This is a genomic window from Bacillus sp. FSL K6-0972 (assembly GCF_037976035.1).
Lineage (GTDB): Bacteria > Bacillota > Bacilli > Bacillales > Bacillaceae > Bacillus > Bacillus haynesii.
The window spans coordinates 380,303-395,313 of sequence record NZ_CP150260.1 but is presented as its reverse complement, the minus strand read 5'-3'; the positions used below and the strand labels follow the sequence as shown (position 1 = coordinate 395,313).

General features: G+C 44.9%; 16 protein-coding genes. 7 read left to right on the top strand and 9 right to left on the bottom strand.

From position 1 onward, the window contains the following. Position 1: 1 nt before the first annotated feature. The gene (locus tag MKX80_RS02155) at positions 2–2,056 is read right to left on the bottom strand and encodes a hydantoinase/oxoprolinase family protein (RefSeq protein ID WP_154995485.1); all 2,055 of its coding nucleotides are present in this window, start codon (positions 2,054–2,056) and stop codon (positions 2–4) included. 403 nt (positions 2,057–2,459) lie between these two features. Here MKX80_RS02155 and MKX80_RS02150 point away from each other — a divergent pair, with 403 nt between their 5' ends. Together MKX80_RS02150 and MKX80_RS02145 are read left to right on the top strand one after the other, a co-directional pair. Next, positions 2,460–3,200: an LXG domain-containing protein gene (locus MKX80_RS02150; protein ID WP_182069361.1), complete on the top strand. Its 741-nt coding sequence runs from the start codon at positions 2,460–2,462 to the stop codon at positions 3,198–3,200. Positions 3,201–3,317: 117 nt separating this feature from the next. Next, positions 3,318–5,021 carry a methyl-accepting chemotaxis protein gene (locus tag MKX80_RS02145; RefSeq protein WP_268342622.1) on the top strand — a complete coding sequence of 568 codons (1,704 nt, stop codon included), beginning with the start codon at positions 3,318–3,320 and terminating at the stop codon, positions 5,019–5,021. A gap of 275 nt (positions 5,022–5,296) precedes the next feature. Here the strand turns inward: MKX80_RS02145 and MKX80_RS02140 are convergent, their stop codons facing one another. Both MKX80_RS02140 and MKX80_RS02135 read right to left on the bottom strand, forming a co-directional pair. Next, positions 5,297–6,100, bottom strand: a complete 804-nt coding sequence (locus MKX80_RS02140) for a protein kinase (protein WP_268310378.1) — start codon at positions 6,098–6,100, stop codon at positions 5,297–5,299. A gap of 5 nt (positions 6,101–6,105) precedes the next feature. Next, the gene (locus MKX80_RS02135) at positions 6,106–6,309 is read right to left on the bottom strand and encodes a hypothetical protein (RefSeq protein ID WP_128814219.1); all 204 of its coding nucleotides are present in this window, start codon (positions 6,307–6,309) and stop codon (positions 6,106–6,108) included. A 268-nt stretch (positions 6,310–6,577) separates the two neighbouring features. Between MKX80_RS02135 and MKX80_RS02130 the strand changes: the two genes are divergently transcribed. Then, a complete protein-coding gene (locus tag MKX80_RS02130) occupies positions 6,578–7,024 on the top strand; it encodes a NucA/NucB deoxyribonuclease domain-containing protein (RefSeq protein WP_182069366.1) in 447 nt (148 codons plus the stop codon). Positions 7,025–7,041: 17 nt separating this feature from the next. Next, entirely contained in the window at positions 7,042–7,440 is a 399-nt protein-coding gene (locus MKX80_RS02125) for a competence protein ComJ (protein ID WP_154995495.1), read from the top strand. Between the two features lie 40 nt (positions 7,441–7,480). On the opposite strand, the gene MKX80_RS02120 is transcribed toward MKX80_RS02125, so the two are convergent. The 3 genes from MKX80_RS02120 to MKX80_RS02110 form a co-directional block, all read right to left on the bottom strand. Further along, positions 7,481–8,917: a family 1 glycosylhydrolase gene (locus tag MKX80_RS02120; RefSeq protein WP_154995497.1), complete on the bottom strand. Its 1,437-nt coding sequence runs from the start codon at positions 8,915–8,917 to the stop codon at positions 7,481–7,483. 69 nt (positions 8,918–8,986) lie between these two features. Next, positions 8,987–9,712: an AAA family ATPase gene (locus MKX80_RS02115; RefSeq protein WP_182069367.1), complete on the bottom strand. Its 726-nt coding sequence runs from the start codon at positions 9,710–9,712 to the stop codon at positions 8,987–8,989. A 96-nt stretch (positions 9,713–9,808) separates the two neighbouring features. Further along, the gene (locus MKX80_RS02110) at positions 9,809–10,360 is read right to left on the bottom strand and encodes an NAD(P)H-dependent oxidoreductase (protein WP_182069368.1); all 552 of its coding nucleotides are present in this window, start codon (positions 10,358–10,360) and stop codon (positions 9,809–9,811) included. Between the two features lie 183 nt (positions 10,361–10,543). Between MKX80_RS02110 and MKX80_RS02105 the strand changes: the two genes are divergently transcribed. From MKX80_RS02105 to MKX80_RS02095, 3 genes are all read left to right on the top strand, one after another. Next, on the top strand, positions 10,544–11,419 hold the full coding sequence (locus tag MKX80_RS02105) for a transporter substrate-binding domain-containing protein (protein WP_182069369.1): 876 nt from the start codon (positions 10,544–10,546) through the stop codon (positions 11,417–11,419). An 11-nt stretch (positions 11,420–11,430) separates the two neighbouring features. Continuing rightward, positions 11,431–12,114: an amino acid ABC transporter permease gene (locus MKX80_RS02100; protein ID WP_182069370.1), complete on the top strand. Its 684-nt coding sequence runs from the start codon at positions 11,431–11,433 to the stop codon at positions 12,112–12,114. Between the two features lie 347 nt (positions 12,115–12,461). Continuing rightward, the gene (locus MKX80_RS02095; RefSeq protein ID WP_154996972.1) at positions 12,462–12,974 is read left to right on the top strand and encodes a hypothetical protein; all 513 of its coding nucleotides are present in this window, start codon (positions 12,462–12,464) and stop codon (positions 12,972–12,974) included. A 140-nt stretch (positions 12,975–13,114) separates the two neighbouring features. On the opposite strand, the gene MKX80_RS02090 is transcribed toward MKX80_RS02095, so the two are convergent. The 3 genes from MKX80_RS02090 to MKX80_RS02080 form a co-directional block, all read right to left on the bottom strand. After that, the gene (locus MKX80_RS02090) at positions 13,115–13,456 is read right to left on the bottom strand and encodes a DUF3147 family protein (protein WP_154996970.1); all 342 of its coding nucleotides are present in this window, start codon (positions 13,454–13,456) and stop codon (positions 13,115–13,117) included. Further along, positions 13,447–13,875, bottom strand: a complete 429-nt coding sequence (locus MKX80_RS02085; protein WP_268342679.1) for a MarR family transcriptional regulator — start codon at positions 13,873–13,875, stop codon at positions 13,447–13,449. The genes MKX80_RS02090 and MKX80_RS02085 overlap by 10 nt, the downstream gene beginning before the upstream one ends. 87 nt (positions 13,876–13,962) lie before the next feature. After that, the gene (locus tag MKX80_RS02080) at positions 13,963–14,919 is read right to left on the bottom strand and encodes an acetylxylan esterase (RefSeq protein WP_154996968.1); all 957 of its coding nucleotides are present in this window, start codon (positions 14,917–14,919) and stop codon (positions 13,963–13,965) included. Positions 14,920–15,011: the final 92 nt, after the last annotated feature.

The following is a 15,011-nucleotide window of genomic DNA, read 5'->3' as shown; positions in this document are numbered from 1 at the left end:
GTCAGCTCTCCTTCCGTTCAATGATCAAATTTCCGGCATGATCGGTTTTCCCGCTCCAATTTGGCAAAATCAACGTCGTTGTATCGTCCTGCTCCACAATGGCCGGCCCATTTATTCTCTGTCCGCACTTTAAATCTGAACGACGGTATACGGAGGCTTGATATGTACCGCCTTTCATGATGATCTTTCTTTGGCTGACCGGTTCAGCTTCGGGCAGATTACTTTGACATCCTTTTCCGCCTGGCGGCTTCGGTGTCTTGCCTATGATGCGGACGCGCATATTCATCAATTCAATGCTTGCTTTCTCATCGCTGTGTCCATATTGCTTCCCATGTAAGAGATGAAAGGAGTCTGCAATTTCACTCGTACTTTCGCCTTCCAGGCATTCCGGTGAAACAGGGAGCTCAATTTCGTACGCCTGACCTTTATAACGGGCATCAAGCAAGTAAAGAAGAGAGGTTTCCGTCATCATGTCCGCCTGTTGTTTCCGCAGCCATGTTTCCGCTTTTTCTTGCAGCCTCACAAACTCCGCTTTTAACTCAGCCGTTTTTATTTGCTCAAGCAGCACCTGTCTTGAACATACAGCATCGTAGATAAAATCAGCCGTCAGTGCGCCCAAAGCGGATAGAGTTCCAGGATGCGGCGGGATCAGCACATTTTTGGCCTGAATTTCCTCAGCCAAAAAATTAGCAGTAACCGGGCCTGCGCCTCCAAAAGCCATAAGGCTGAATTCACGCGGGTCAAACCCGTGTTGCTCCATGACATTGCTTAGTTCCGTGTACATATTGGCAAGCGCAACCTGAATCATCTTATCCGCGGCCTGCTCCACATCTGTGCCTAAATACTCGGCAACCGGGAGGAGCGCTTTTTCGGATCTTTCCCGGTACAGTTTCATATTTCCTGATGCAAACCGGTTTGGATTTAAATAATGACATATGAGAAACGCATCTGTAAGTGCGGCCTGTGTTCCTTTTCCGTAACAGGCCGGCCCCGGATCAGAGCCAACTGACTCCGGTCCTACTTTCAAGAGACCGCCTCTGTCAATCCATGCCACCGATCCTCCGCCGGCACCGATCGAATACATCGCTACAGACGGAATCGTAATCGGAAATCCCGAGATTTGATTTGACTGGGTAAAGGTCGGCTCTCCTTCTTCAACAATCGAAATATCCGCGCTAGTTCCTCCAACATCAAATGTGATGATATTCACCTCGCCTGCGGATTCCGCCGTTCTGATGGCTCCGATGACCCCTGCTGCCGGTCCGGAAAAAAGCGTTTTGACAGGTGCCTCGGCAGCCGATTCAATGTCCATCAATCCTCCGTTAGACTGGGTGATAAACGGCTGCGCCGAAATTCCTTCCAGAGCAAGCCTCTCTTTCAGCGTTCCAAAATAGTGATGGACATTCGGTTTAATATATAGATTCGCGACGGACATAACCGTTCGTTCGTATTCCCTCATTTGCGGCCAGAGCTCCGCAGACGTTGCCACCTCAAGCTCAGGTGCTATTTGTCTGATCCGTTCTGCAGCCTGGCGTTCATGGAGCGGATTCCGATAGCTGTGCAAAAAAGAAACAACGATTCCTTTTAAGCCTTTTTTTAAAACTTGTCCAACCGCCTCATCGATCTCTTCCATATGAAGCGGCAGTTTTTCAGAACCGTCATAAAGCATTCTTTCTTGAATGGGAAACACGTTTTTCCGGGGAATGAGAGGCTCCGGCATTCTCGATCTAAAATCGTAGGGTATCGGAAGCCGGAGGCGCTGGAGCGAAAGAATATCACGGAAACCTTCGGTTACGAATAAAGCAATATCAGCCCCTTTGCGTTGTAATAATGTGTTCAAACCGATTGTCATGCCGTGTACAAAGTGATGAATTTCTGAAGGCTGAACACCCCGGGTTTTCAAGAGAGCCAAGCCGTTGATGATCCCTTGGGCCGGATCTTCGGGAACGGTCGGCGTTTTAACTGCGGTCATGCTTCCATCTGCTGGATTTAACAATGTAAGATCGGTAAAAGTTCCTCCAATATCAATTCCAAGCCGGTAACCTTCTTCATTCAATCCCGATCTCCCCTTTTAAAAATATCCTTTTTTTAAAATATTTTACTATCATACTAATCAAGCATGAGAAAGTAGTCAATTATGTTTAATTACAATATTCCAAGTCTTTATTATTTAATATTTTATTTTAAGATACCATAAAATCACATTTTTAATTGTGTTGTTCACAGTATTTCATATTTTTGGTGTTCCGCTTTTCTTCGGTCCGACGACACAATCCTGCCATAAAGAGGACTAATTAACTACTAAAATAAAGGTCATCTATTACGACCAAAAGCCCAAAGGGCTTGCGAATTTGATCACAAAGATTCATTTTCATGGATATTCAGGATTTATTGCCCAATTCCCTATGACAAAGTGGTACACTCTGTACTAAATAAGTCGCAGGAAGGGCAGATTTCCAATGAAAGTCTACGAAGCGGAAACCCTAATATCAGCTATGAAGCAAAGATCTGATGAATATAAAAACTTGAGAGAACAGCTCGTCAGCTTAAAAAAAGCGTTAAACAGCGTCGCTGAACTTGATGAGTTCCAAGGAAAAGGCGCCGATGCCATTAAAGCATTTTACAGAGACCAATCAGGGGTCGTAGACGGCTGGCTGGATTTAGCCGATATGCAGATTCAGTTTCTGAATGGTGTATCTGCGGCTGCCGAAAATGCCGGGCTTTCAGAGGACACATTCGTTGATGTTCAATTTCTTGAACAGGAGCTTGCAAATGTCCACATTCACTCTCAAAACATGGTCTCCGCACAGCAACAAGAGCTGTCGAATATTTTAGGACAGATTGATGATTTAATATCGTTACAGCCGTTCTCATCTGATGAAATCAAACAGCAGCTCGATGCTGCAAACCAAAACAGAAAAGACACGATTAAAGCTGTCGAGGATCTTGACGGGCTGCTCAAAAGAGAATACTCGGCGTCTGAGCAAATTGAGCAAATGATCCAGACTGACTATTCCGCCTTAATCGACGCAACAGGAAAAGGGAAAAATGCGTCTCCGCTAAACTACAATTCACATATCTATCAAAACAGTGAAGTCTATAAACTGAAACATCGTATGCATCAAGAGGCCAGAAGCTACATCGCAAATAAACAAAAACAGTATGAAACAGGAAAAGCCGAAAAACCAGATGGACATTAGGCTTTCAGATCGTCCAAAACTCCGTTATCACAAACGGGGTTTTCTTTTTCATCTTGTCAAAACGCCCCCGTTTTAACCGATATTGTATATACAGGTGAAGCAAAAGGGGGAAAAGCAGTGAGGAAAAAACGATTTAAGCTGAAACTGGGGACAAAAATCAATCTTCTCGTGTTGGCCGTTATTTTGATCTTTTCGTCAGCACTCGGGATTTTCATTATCAATCAGCTTTCAAAAGAGTTAGAACAGATGGCGACAGAAAAAGCCAAAAGCGATTTGAAATTGAGCTACCGTTATTTGAATGAGTCTCTAGAAGGGGATTGGGAAGTCAAAGAAGACAGACTTTACAAAGGTTCGACCCTTATCAACGGCAATGAAGACCTCGTTGATCAAATCGGCAATGATACGAAAGATACAGTCACCATCTTTCAATATGATACTCGCGTATCTACAAATGTAACGGTAGACGGAAAACGCGCTGTCGGAACGAAAGTGTCTTCGGAGGTAGCAAATGCGGTTTTAAAAGAAGGAAAAAACTTTTATGGAAAAGCTGATGTAGCGGGAAAAACATATCAAACGGCATATATGCCGATCAAGGACAAGAGCGGTGAAGTTATCGGCATCTTTTATACAGGGGCCAACCAGGATATGATTACAAGCACTCTTCAATCGTTCCTGAAAATTTTTGCTATCGTTCTGACTGCTTCCATCATCATCTCCATTTTCCTTGTCCTCGTATTCACCAAAAGCATCAACAGAAGGCTCAGGATGCTGACTCATGCTTTTGAACAGGCGGGCAGCGGCAACTTGACGACCGAGATCCAGGATGATTCGACAGATGAACTCGGCGACTTGTCACATCATTTCAATCAAATGAATGACAGCTTAAACCGTCTGATGCAAAAAATTTCACAGTCGTCGCACAGTGTAGCTGCGGCTTCTGATCAATTGACATCTGGCGCTGAAGAAACAAGCCTTGCTTCTGAAAAAATCACCGAAGCCGTCCAGCATGTAGCAAGCTTGTCCGAAATGCAGACATCGGGGATAGCAGGCAGCAAACAAGCCATTGAACAAACTTCCGCCGATATTCAAAACATATCCGAAAACGCTGCGGTCCTTTCTGAGAAAAGCCAATACGCCCGCGAAAAAGCAAAACAGGGGGCAAAAGATATCTCCGAAACGATGCAGCAAATTCACACAATGCATCAATCGGTTCATGAAAGCGGAGAAATCATTGAAATGCTTAATACAAGATCACATGAAATCGGCAGCATTTCAAAAGCGATCACGGAGATTGCCGATCAAACCAACCTGCTCGCCTTGAACGCTTCAATAGAAGCTGCAAGAGCAGGAGAACACGGAAAAGGTTTTGCCGTCGTTGCAGAAGAAGTTCGCAGTCTTGCCGAACAGTCGCAGCAATCAGCCAATCAGATCTCCCATCTCATTTCAGGGATTCAATCAGAAATCGCAACCACAACCGATTCAATCATGACAGTGAAAACGGAAGCGGTCAACGGCGTCAAAATGATCGAACAGAACAAAAGGACGTTTGAATCTATTGTCGACTTAATGGAAGAGTCCAGCGTAAGAATTTCCGACTTGTCTTCCGCTGCTCAGCATATATCGCAAAGCATTCAAAACATCACAGCGTCATTTGCAGCAATCTCAAAAGAAGTCCAGGAAACTTCAGATCATTCACAACAAGTCGCAGGTCTGACAGAAGAGCAGTTTGCGGCTATGGAAGAAGTCACCGCCTCTGCAAATGAACTCTCCAAACTGGCTGAAGATTTGCATCAGCTCATCGGGGAAGTCAAAATGAAATAGCAGGGAATAAAGGCTGCCGTTAAAACGGCAGCTTAGATTGTTGACAAAATCCCAAAACGGCTTTTGTTTTGGGACTTTGTCATCCTTTCAGCGTGATTGAAAACCCTTGCAGTCTAGGAAGGCCGAGCATCGGAGCGGACTTTCACAGGAGGTGATGACGGCGGCGTTCAGGCAGGACGCCTGGGCGTTTAGCCGCCGATCCTTCCTCTATTCGTGAGCACCGACGCGCAGGCCTGACAACGAATGCGAGGGTTTCTCGACACGCTGGGCTGCCGTTAAAACGGCAGCTTCTTCTTTTTCGCCATACAGGAAGTCAAATCGCCGATAATATCTTCTGCACGCTCATACGGGAGATCAATCTGCAGCATCCTCCGCAGAACAGATTTAAGCCCGGACGATATGCTGAGCTCTTCTTCCCAGCATTTTTCTTCCTCCTTGGACGGAGTAAACCCGGAGTAGAGGAGAAACAATGCGAAATGCCCTAACGCATAAAAGTCACTTTTGACTGAAACAGCACGCATCAGCTTTTTTTCCGGGTGCCGGTCATCAACACGTTCTCTTTCAGTCAGGCGGCATGCCAGTCCGAAATCTATGATGCGGATCGTTCCTCCATTCACAATCAAATTTGGAATCCTCAAATCCCGGTGAATAATTCCTCGCCTGTGAAGAAGGGAAACGCTGTGAAGCACTTCCTTCAATATGCTGATCGTTTGCTGTTCATCAAAGACACGCCCATCATAAAAGAGCAAATCTTCAAACGTTTTTCCTTCGATATACTCCATTACGATATACCGCTCACCGGCCGATTGAAGCACCTCATATATACGGGGCGCGGCAGCCAGATCCAATTCTCGCAAAATTTCAGCCTCACGGTTGAAAGACTGCCGTCCGGCTGATGTCCATGCTTTTGTTTTTCTCTGTTGCTTAATGACGCGGAAACCGGCTCTCCCAAGTTCTTCGGCAAGATATGTGATGCCGTAGCTGCCCATCCCGAGCACACGGTGGATCCGATATCTCCCCTCCAAGACAGTTCCTTTTTTGAGCGGGCGGTCAAACAGCCATCTCATCAATATTTTCACGCGATTTAGCTGCTGCCGAAAAATTTCTTATGCTTTCTTTTGTAATGGTGATGACCGTACCCTTTTCTTTTATAATCGCTGCTGCTGTATTTTTTGTATGATTTCCGTCCGTAATCGCTGCTGCTGTATCGTCGGTTTTTACCGTTTTGCAGTGCCTTCAATAGCTTGCGAAGCAACTCGATCAGCTCCTTTTCTGTCTTGTATTTCATATCATTCGCGCAGGAAGGCTTTATAAAGGGGGCCTGAAAGTTTTTCTTTCATATGAGAAATTTAGATTTTGAACCTCTAAAACTTTCTAAATGACCGGCAAAATTTTTAAAAAAGGCGATATGATAGACGAAAATTCAGCATTTTAAGAGGAAAAACTTATTAATCTCCCCTTTATTTCTCAAATCATTTTTACGATAATAAAGTTGTATTTACTTCCGGTCCGCTGCGACCGAATGATTTAACTTATAAGAAAGCAGGACAACAAGAATGGACAAGATTAAATCTTTGCTGATCACCTTGCTCGCCATCGCCGTCGTGATCATCGGCATTATATCTGGCGACTTTTTTACTTCAGAACATCAGCCTACTGGCCGGCAAAACGGCTCAAACTATGATGAAGTGCTGATTTTTCCTTCGGACCGCTATCCTGAAACAGGCGCGCACATTCGAAAAGCCATCAAAAAAGGGCATTCCGAAATCTGTACGATCGACAGGGACGGAGCCGACGAACGCAGAAAGGATTCATTAAAAGATGTTCCTTCCAAATCAGGCTATGACCGCGACGAGTGGCCGATGGCCATGTGCGAAGAAGGCGGAACAGGTGCTTCCGTCGAGTATATCAGGCCGTCTGATAACCGCGGAGCAGGATCTTGGGTGGGCAATCAGGTAAGCGATTATCCGGATGGGACGAAGGTACTTTTCAAGATTAAATAACACTGGAGGTACGGTCTTTGATCAAAAAGTGGGAAGCACGAGAAATGACGATGTCATACCATCAGTTTACCGTTTATCAAAAAGGCGGAAAGCCGCCCGTTATGGATTGGACAGACGAGGATATTAAAAGAGGCTACACGACGGGAGAGCATGCGGTCTCGTTTGAAGCTCTCGATAACACGGCATCTTTAGTAGAAGTCCGTTTGAATGTCCAAGAACAGGTGCCCTCCTTTAACAGGCGCGTCACCGTTTCCTTCGACGTCCTTCATGACGGGGTCGAAATTGCAAGCGTCCTATCCAAAAAATTGACATGCGACATCCCGCAAGGCGCCTATCAGCTGACATGCTATACGATAATGCCTGATCATAACAGCACTGCGAAGATCACCTATATTCTCGATTTTAAACAGGCTTGAACAACGGATAAAGGCGCCGGTTTCATCCGGCGCCCTCATCCTAAAGCTCTTCCCCGTTCGTCTGAATGACGTTTTGGTACCAGTAAAAGCTGTCTTTTTTAATTCTCTTCAAGTCCTTTACATTCTCTTCATCACGATTAATATAAACAAACCCGTATCTTTTCTGATAGCCGTTTAGCCAGCTCAATAAATCTGTAAATGACCAGCTGCAGTAGCCGATTAAATCGACTCCGTCGTTTAAAGCCTGTCTGCACTGTTCAAGGTGCGCACGCAAGTAGGCAATTCTGTAATCATCATGAATCGCGCCGTCATTTTCAACCTTATCGAATTCCCCCAGCCCGTTTTCTGTTATGAAAAGCGGAAGCCCATAGCGGCTGGAAATCCTGCGAAGCCCGATTCTTAAACCGATCGGATCAATGGCCCAATCCCAATTCGATGTCTCAAGATGAGGGTTCCTCTTTGTTTTGTATAAACCGGGCATGCCTGTTTCCTGGTTGCTGCCCTTTTGGCCGGTCGTATTCATCTTTCCTTCCGATACCCCGTCAAGAGGATTCATTTCATATGTGATGGTTTGATAATAATTCACACCGACAAAATCGGGTTTTCCTTTTGCTAAAAGCTCCATATCCCCATCCTCAATTGTCGGCGCCCAGCCTTTTTCCTTCAGATATTTCAAAGGAATGCCCGGATATGTCCCCCGGCAATACACATCAAGCCACCAATAATTTGTGAATTCCTCGGCATTTTCGAAAGCGAGGATATCATCCGGACGGCTGGAGAGCGGATATGCAGGCGAATAAGCAAAACTAGGTCCGATTTTTCCATCGGGAACATACCGGCGAAAAGAATCGATTGCCTTTGCATTCGCCAGAAATGCAATATGGTTAGCCTCATAGAAGCGTTTTCTATCCTTCACACCCGGAGGATGCATCGCTGTGATAAAGCCGTGATTAAAGTTGTAATTTTGCTCGTTAAGGGACACCCAATATTTGACCCTGTCCCCATACCGCTTATAGAGCGTAACGCAATACGCATTGAAATCCTCTATAATTCTTCTGGATTCAAAGCCGCCGTATTCATCCATTAAAGCCTGGGGAAGATCCCAATGATAAAGCGTTAAAACAGGTTCAATATCATGAGCAAGGAGCTCATTGATCAAGTCATCGTAAAATCTCAAACCCGCTTCATTGGCTTCTCCCCTGCCCTGCGGAAAAATTCTCGGCCAGCTGACTGAAAAACGGTATGCTTTTAACCCCATCTCGGCCATTAAAGCAACATCTTCTTTAAAGCGGTGGTAATGGTCAACCGCAATGTCTCCATTGCTTCCTTTAAACGTTTTTCCGGGAATCTTTGTGAACACATCCCAAACCGAGAGGCCTTTGCCGTCTTCATTCCAGGCTCCTTCGATCTGATAGGCTGCTGATGCTGATCCCCATAAGAAATGGTCTGGAAATGGGCGTAGTCGCTGATGAATCATATGGCTCAACTCCTGTTTCGTATTTTGATCCGGATGCTTCTTATCATATTCTATGAAACGCGTTTCAGATCAAACATCATCTAAAAACAGCTCCGCCAGAAGCTTTTCCCGATGCTGAAGAAAATACTTGGTTAAGGTGTAATGATCCGTATCCTCATAGTTCACTTCAGCGATTTGCTCACCATCAAAACTGAAGATTTCAGCTTCCGGATACCCTAATAAAATGGGGGAATGGGAGGCGATGATAAACTGAGCCTGGCTGGATTTCGTCAAATCATGAATGATTTTCAGGAATGCCAGCTGTCTTGCCGGGGATAAAGCAGCTTCAGGCTCATCGAGAAGATAGATTCCCTTTTCTTTAAAACGATGCTTGAAAAGCGATAAAAAAGATTCGCCGTGCGATTGCTCGTGAAGAGATCTGCCTCCGTAGCTGCGAAAACCTGTGATATCCACTTCATCAATATGAGTGGCAAAATGATAGAAAGATTCAGCGCGAAGGAAAAAGCCGTTTGTTACTTTGGGAAGCCACGACAATCTGATATAGTCTCCTAGAGCCGATCCGGAGCCGTATACTTCATATGTATTATTTCTTCCCCCGCCAGCCGTGTTAAATTCGCATTTATCTGCGATTGCTTCAAGCAGCGTCGATTTGCCCGATCCGTTTTCCCCGACAAAAAATGTTACGTTTTTTTGAAACGTCAGTTCATTTAAATGTTGAATAGCAGGAATTGAAAATGGATATTTTGCATAAGAAGGAACTTCTTCTCGAAGTAAAGTCAGCTTTTTTAAAAACATGCGAACACCCCCTGCTTTGCTTTTACTCAACTGTATCACGTTTTCTTAGAGGAAAACGAAAAAAAGAGGTTTGCGCTTGTGCACAAACCTCTTGACTTAAATCGAAAATACTTCTTTTAAATGAGCGTCCAGGTCAGCTAAATATTGATCCACTTGCGGATTGCTGATGACATCATGGACAGAGAATGTTTTTAAAGGCTTCATGCCGACGAATTCCTGCATTTTGTGCAAATGAAACAGCGCTTCATCAAGGCTTTTACCTTCGAAGAATGTCCCCGTTTTGGAGAAGACTTCCTTCGGCGCGTTCCATGTGGTTGAAAACATATACTTTTTATCGGTAAACAGCCCGCCTCTGCCGTAGTCTTCAGACCCTTGATAAAAAAGCCCGTACTCATAAATTTCATCAATATATTTTTTAAATAAAGCAGGAACGCTGAACCAGTAAACAGGCGTCTGATAAATAACGGCATCAGCCCACTTGAATTTCTCGTGTTCCTCCGGGATTTGATAGCCGTCTGCCACCACTGTTTTTTTCACCTCATATTTTTCGCCCAGCTTGTCCGCCATCGCTGTAAAAATAGTGTGATTGAGCTGTCCCCTTGCATGGGGATAGGCTTCATGTCCGTTGATGATTAAAATATTTTTCATCTTTTCTGATCCTCCTTATGTTTCAATTTGCCAATACCTTTATGATTCCATCTTTCACCTTAAAAAGTAAAGCAGGTTGCACAATCAATTATTTTATTTTTTCCCAATACTAATTATCTTATTGCCTAATCCCTACTTCAGTGCTATGGTTTACTTGACTAAAGGAATAGGAGGATTGTTTAAGTGAACAAATTGCATACGTATAAGCGCATTACATTGTGGATAACAGTGTTAGCGCTTGCTCTTATAACAGCTGCATGCAGCACAGCTCAAAATAAGGCTGAAAACCAAAAAACAGCCTGGGATGAGATAAAGGAAAAAGGGAAGATCGTTGTAGCGACTTCGGGAACCCTTTACCCCACTTCATATCATGACACTGATTCCGGCAAGGACAAGCTGACCGGCTACGAAGTTGAAGTGATTCGGGAAGCGGCTAAACGACTCGACCTGAATGTTGAATTTAAAGAAATGGGCTTTGACGGTATGCTGACGGCGGTGGGGAGCGGACAAGTCGACGCTGCCGCCAACGATATTACAATGACAGACGACCGCAAAGAAAAGTTTTTGTTCTCTATGCCTTATAAATATTCATTCGGAACGGCTATCGTCCGCAAAAAAGACTTATCAGGCATCCACTCGCTTGAGGACTTAAAGGGAAAGAAAGCCGCTGGTGCAGCTACGACAGTTTACATGGATATCGCACGCAAATACGGAGCAGAGGAAGTCATTTACGACAACGCAACAAATGACCAATTTTTAAAGGATGTAGCGAATGGAAGAACCGACGTCATCTTAAACGACTACTACCTTCAAAAGCTCGCGCTCGCCGCAATGCCTGATCTGGATCTGACTATTCATCCCGATCTTAAATACTATCCGCATCAGCAAGGCATGATCATGAAAAAAGGAAACACTGAACTTAAAAAGCAATTCGACAAAACGATTGACGAAATGCTGAAGGACGGCACAATCAAAAAGATTTCGAAAAAGTTTTTCGGCGGTGCCGATGTTTCGAAAAAGCAGGATATCGACTATATCGATGTCGATGTGAATAAATAGAGGGATGTAAATTGGGCTCTATTCAATGGGAGTATATTTTTAATGCAGAATTGGCTGCGAAATCTTTTCCTTATGTGATGCAAGGCATATGGAATACGCTTTTAATTTCTTTTGCGAGCATGTTTGCCGGTTTAATTCTCGGTTTTTTCATCGCGCTTGGGCGTATGTCCGGGATCGCTTTGCTTCGTTGGCCGGCAAGAATCTATATCTCGTTTATGAGAGGCGTTCCGATCCTGGTCATTCTATTTATCCTTTATTTCGGTTTTCCTTATATCGGAATCCAGTTTACGGCTTTGACTGCTGCCTTAATTGGCTTCAGCATCAACAGCGCCGCATACATTGCCGAGATTATCCGCTCTGCCCTGTCGTCTGTTGACAGAGGGCAGTGGGACGCTGCAAAATCGATCGGGTTTTCCTACTGGCAGACGATGCGCCATGTGATTGTCCCTCAATCGGTTAGAATTGCGCTCCCGCCTCTTGCAAACGTAATGCTTGATCTCGTTAAAGCGTCTTCCCTGGCCGCCATGATTACCGTGCCTGAATTGTTTCAACAGGCAAAAATCGTCGGCGGGCGGGAATTCGACTATATGACGATGTATATTTTAGTTGCCTTGATTTACTGGGCCGTTTGCTCGGCGATCGCTTTGCTCCAGGATTTCCTGGAAAAGCGGACAGAGGTCTATATCAAAAAATAGCAAGAAGCTGCCGGGTGCTCCGGCGGCTTACCATACTGTGAAACGGAGGCGGTACTATCCATATCATCGGATCAACTCATTTTCACGCAGAAAACCTTTATACGATCGACAGAAACAAATTAAGCTATCAAACAGACCCGTCAGGCCATTTCCAAGCATCATACGTCTACTGCAACTATACGAATGCAGAAGACCGCATTCATATATCCGTCTTCTTTGAAGGAAATGACCGGCCCTCGCAAACCTTTCCATCCATCGTCCCCGCTCATTCGTCCAAGGAAATCAAAATCAGGCTCCAGCATGTTCCCGCAGGCAGACATATCGTTTATATCATCACCCAGACTTTCATGTTCGATCCAAAGGCTGAGCGCGATTGCAAATGGAATCGGGATGCCGACTATGTAGCGCCCTACTATTTTGAATTGATTTCACATGCTCTGCATCCTGACCGGCTCTTGGCACACCCTGCTTATATTGAACCCGTTAACTGTCAAACGAACAGCGGAAGCGCATCACAAACGGGATTGATTTATCTGTCTGACAAAGCAGGAAACCCGGTTGAAAAAACCGGCCGAGAAGACCTGTATATCTCTTTGGTCAACCAGGAAGCGCATCGTTTAAAAGGCTATTTATATTACTTTCAAAACGGAGAATATCAAAAGTTTATGATCAGTCAATCTAAAGCTCAAGCATTCTCCTACGAACTCGCTCCTGAAACCGTCCAGACATATCCGGTAAACTTAAAAGTACTCTGGAGCAATTATTTCAGATTTCTGTCGACATCCATCCCGCCCGACGGGCCATACCGGGACGCTCCTTTTCCGGCGAGGATGATTTACTACTCCAGGCTTTATATGTGATAGTCTCATATAGGGATGGTTACTCCGCTCTCCGATCGTTTTCTGCCTGGTTCAAGCCCATCCCGCCATCGAGCCTTCTTAGGCTGCTTGTGCGGCAGCACAGGCAGCTACTTATTCCATTCGAAAGGACATTCCGCCTTTCACCCGAATATCGCACCAATGAGAGCTTTTTGCAGCATTAAACACCCGCCCCATCCGCATATTCCAAATACAACAGAAATGATAACCGGGAATGATGCTTTCAAACTCAAAACCACGATCAAAAGGAGAACCGCCGTGGCGGGAAACCCCCATAGCACGCCTTTCGCAAATTGGCTTAAATGCTTCAAAGATTCCCCTTGTACACTCAGCCAAAATAAACTGAGCAGACTGACAAGCGGCAAAGCCGCAATTATTCCGCCCATTTCAGGCGATTTTCGTGCAATTTCGGTTATAATGGCGATCAATATTGCAGACACCCCGATTTTCACTATTAAAAACATGATTTTGCCTCCCGGCTTAACAAGGAAAATGCCGTTTTAATCATTTCAACTTCTTCCTTATTTAATTGCTCCAGCACCTTTTGCAGTTTTTTCGGATTAAGTCTCGTATGCCGTTTCACTGCTTCTTCACCTTCAGGCGTTAACGTGACATAGACTTTGCGTTCATCACTGCTGTCCCTTTTTTTCCGTACAAGGCCTTTTTGTATAAGTCTTTTCACATGTTCTGATGCCGTATTATGAGATACATCCAATAATTCTGCTAAATGGCCAATGGTCACAAAGCGGTTTTTTTCGATATGCTGAAGCATCCGAACAGCTTGGTGAGATAAATGATCATCATGTTTTGTGTGCAGATGGTAGTAAATATCCGTCCAGTCCTGATTCATCACTTCTATAATTTGTTCCGTATTCACTTTCATCATCCTCTCTAATTATATCTTATAATACGATATATTCTTAAATCAAGACATAAAAAAACCCCGGCTTCACCGGGTGTTCACTTTTATTCATTTCAGATGCTTTCTCAAAAACGCCAGCTTTTCTGTTTGGAACGGCGGGATGTATTCGTGTCCAAAATAACGGTACACTTTTATTTCTTTATCCGTTTCCAAGTGATTGTAAGCCGCAAAGACGGTAGATGGCGGTGTGATGGTGTCAACCAGTCCGATCGACATGAGAACGGGCGCTTTGACCTCTTGGGCAAGGTTCATGATATCGAAATAAGACAGGGTATGCATGGCCGCCTGTTCAATATCCGGGCTGGTGTTTCTTCTGAAAAAGGAGTTGATTTCGAGATAAGGCTGGTCGATCGCTGTATCGATCGCTCGTTGAAAATTGCTTAAATAAGGGTATTCGGACACGGCTGCTTTTGGAATACCGGACAGCGCCGAAACCGCGACGGCCAGCCCGCCTCCTTGGCTTGCCCCGATCACTCCGATCCGCTTTTCATCGACTTCAGCAAAACCGCTGACCACTTCGACTGCTCGTACGGCATCTAAATAAACCCCTCTGTAGTAATATGTTTTCGGATCGAGGATTCCTTTTGTCATCCAGCCTGGTACATTTCCGTGAAGAGAGATCTCTGTATCTTCACTGCTGTTCTGCCCGCGGACCAGCATACCGAATGCCGCGTAGCCGTGAAGAGCCCAATTGACAATATCGTGGATGTCTCCGTCATAGCTGGCGTTATAGCCGTGGTATTTGACGATCGCAGGATGCGGTCCTTGGCGGTCGGGTACTGCGTACCAGCCTTTGATTCGCGCTCCTCCGATGCTTTTGTATGTAAGCCAGTAGACTTTTACCCCGTCAGCCGGATATTCATGCGGTTCAAGCTCAGGCTCCGCTTTTACATTTGCCAATTCCTCCAATGAACCCTTCCAGAACTCTTTGAAATCGGACGGTGCCGTCCGTTCAGGTTTATACTGATAAAGCTGTTCTAGCGGCATATCATAAGGCTGCTGCATCTTGTCTTTCCCCTCTTCTTTTCATTTTTTGAATATTCTTATCATAACATTACCCTTCAAGGCTGTGTATTAATTCTGTCACTCCTGCGCCT